Source organism: Mesorhizobium sp. M7A.F.Ca.CA.004.04.2.1, from assembly GCF_004022825.1.
GTDB lineage: Bacteria > Pseudomonadota > Alphaproteobacteria > Rhizobiales > Rhizobiaceae > Mesorhizobium.
Genome location: NZ_RZPH01000978.1, coordinates 1 through 2,223 on the forward strand (window position 1 = coordinate 1; position 2,223 = coordinate 2,223).

Below are 2,223 nucleotides of genomic sequence, written 5' to 3' on the forward strand. Positions count from 1 at the left end.
GTGGCTGAACGCATGTATCTTGGCGCCCGTCGCAATCTTCACACCCGGACCGAACCAGACATTGGGCTCGACGATCGTGTCAGTGCCGATCTCGGTGTCGGGCGAGAAATACACGGTCTCCGGCGCGATCAGCGTCACGCCCGACAGCATCGCTTCATGCCGCCGGCGCGCCTGCCATATGCCCTCGGCTTGCGCAAGTTCGGCGCGGTTGTTGATACCGAGTGCGCTTTCGAAGCTGGCTTCGGTGGCGACGACATCGAGGCCTCGCGCACTGGCGATCTCGACAATGTCGGTGAGATAATATTCGCCTTTGGCATTCTTATTGCCAACCTGATCGAGCAGCGTCAGCACGTGGGCGCCGGCCACCGCCATCATGCCGGCATTGCAGAAGCCGATCTTTCTTTCCTCCTCGGAACAGTCCTTCTCCTCGCGGATGGCCACCAATTTGCCGTCCTTCTCGATCAGCCTGCCATAGCCGGTCGGGCTGGGCGGGCGGAAGCCGATCACGACGACGGCGGCGCCCTCGGCCAACTTCAGCCGCGCCACGGTCAGCGCATCGGCGTCGATCAGCGGCGTGTCGCCAAACATCACCAGGACGTCGTCATAACCCTTTGATATCGCATCGCGTGCGGCCAGCACGGCGTGCGCGGTGCCAAGGCGCTTCTCCTGCACGAAAGTCTCGGCCTTCGGCGCGAACTTTGCCGCAGCCTTGCGCATCTCGTCGGCGCCATGGCCGATCACCAGCGCCTGGCTGCCGGCGCCGGCGGCTTCGGCTGCCTTCACCACATGGGCGACCATCGGCAGGCCGGCGATCTGGTGCAGCACCTTCGGCAGCACGCTCTTCATGCGCGTGCCTTCGCCGGCGGCGAGAATGACGGACAGGCAGGATCTCTGGCTCATGGAAGGGACAACCATATGAAAAGGGTTGGGAATCAAAGCATGCTAGCAGTGGCGCCTTGCTTCACCAATGCGGTTAAATTTCGGTGAGATGGCGGAGCAGCTGACTCTTAATCAGCGGGTCTTAAAACGGAATTCGGCAGTCAGCACACCTACAACAGGCCGTGTTTCCTGAATTCCGCCTGCTCGTCACCTGATATCCAGCCAAACACCTTCAGCTTGCCGTCGCGCTTTTCGACGAGATAGTTGACCGCAAAGTCGATGGTCACGGGACTCCCATCCTTGCGTTCATAGTCACCGGCCCAGTTTACCTCAGCCACGCAATGGTCCTGGTCGACAGGTGTCACAGAGACCTCCTTGCAGGTCATCCTCTTGCTGCCGAGGGCACGATAGGCCAAAACCCTTTGTCATGATGGCCTTCAACTGCTCGCCATTCTCGCCAACCATGACCGCTGCCGGCGTCACCGAGACAAAACCGGCCGAATACATGTCCGCGACGTCGTTGAGATCGACGGTGTCGGCGATCGCGTCATTGTAGATTTTCTCATAGACCTTGAAGAATTTTCGCACATCCGCCTTGGCTACCATTCTCGCCTCCCGGCTCGAAAAAGTGTTGATCAACGGTACTGCAAATGCGGGCTGCCGTGCATCGTTCCGCCGACGCGACCTACCCCAGCCGCCCCAGCACCGGGAAATTTTCCAGCAGCCAGTAAGACACCGTCTGCACGCCGCCGGTGAGGAAAAACACGCCGGCGACCACCAGCAGCGCGCCGATCGCTTTTTCGACGCGGCCGAGATGGACGCGGAATTTGCCAAGGAAGCGCATGAAGGCGCCGGAAAACAGGGCGGCGATCAGGAACGGGATACCCAGCCCGAGCGAATAGGCGGCGAGCAGCAGCGCGCCCTCGCCCACCGTCTCGCGGCCGCCGGCCAGCGTCAGGATCGGACCGAGCACCGGACCGATGCAGGGCGTCCAGCCGAAGGCGAAGGCCAACCCCATGACATAGGCGGCGACGGCGCTTGCCGGCTTGCCCTGCGACTGGAAGCGCGCCTCGCGTGAAAGCAGCGGAATGCGCAGGATACCGAGGAAATTCAGGCCCATGAGGATGATCAGCACACCGGCGCCCATCGCCAGCGGCTCCTGCCAGATACGCAGCAGCCGGCCGATGGTCGAGGCCCCGGCGCCAAGCGCGACAAAGACGGTCGAGAAGCCGAGCACGAAGGCGATCGAGGAATAAAGCAGCGCGCCGCGCGCGCCTTCCCTCGCCGTAGTTCCCGCATTGCCACGGAAATCGTCGACCGACACGCCGGCCATATAGCAGAGAT

General features: G+C 62.1%; 4 protein-coding genes. All 4 read right to left on the reverse strand.

Going from position 1 to position 2,223, the window contains the following annotated elements; translation table 11 throughout:
* A partial coding sequence (locus tag EN893_RS30055) for an NTP transferase domain-containing protein (RefSeq protein ID WP_128362025.1) occupies positions 1-900 on the reverse strand: 900 nt, incomplete at its 3' end.
* Between the two features lie 149 nt (positions 901-1,049).
* Complete coding sequence (locus EN893_RS39540; RefSeq protein WP_236382807.1) at positions 1,050-1,217, reverse strand: hypothetical protein; 168 nt, start codon at positions 1,215-1,217, stop codon at positions 1,050-1,052.
* Entirely contained in the window at positions 1,210-1,485 is a 276-nt protein-coding gene (locus EN893_RS39545) for a hypothetical protein (protein ID WP_236382805.1), read from the reverse strand. The genes EN893_RS39540 and EN893_RS39545 overlap by 8 nt, the downstream gene beginning before the upstream one ends.
* 79 nt (positions 1,486-1,564) lie before the next feature.
* On the reverse strand, positions 1,565-2,223 hold a 659-nt coding region (locus EN893_RS30065; protein ID WP_164901236.1), incomplete at its 5' end, for a cytochrome c biogenesis CcdA family protein.

Excerpts from the sequence above, each read along its gene's own strand:
- EN893_RS39545 (WP_236382805.1), bottom strand. The coding sequence starts at position 1,485 with ATGGTAGCCAAGGCGGATGTGCGAAAATTCTTCAAGGTCTATGAGAAA.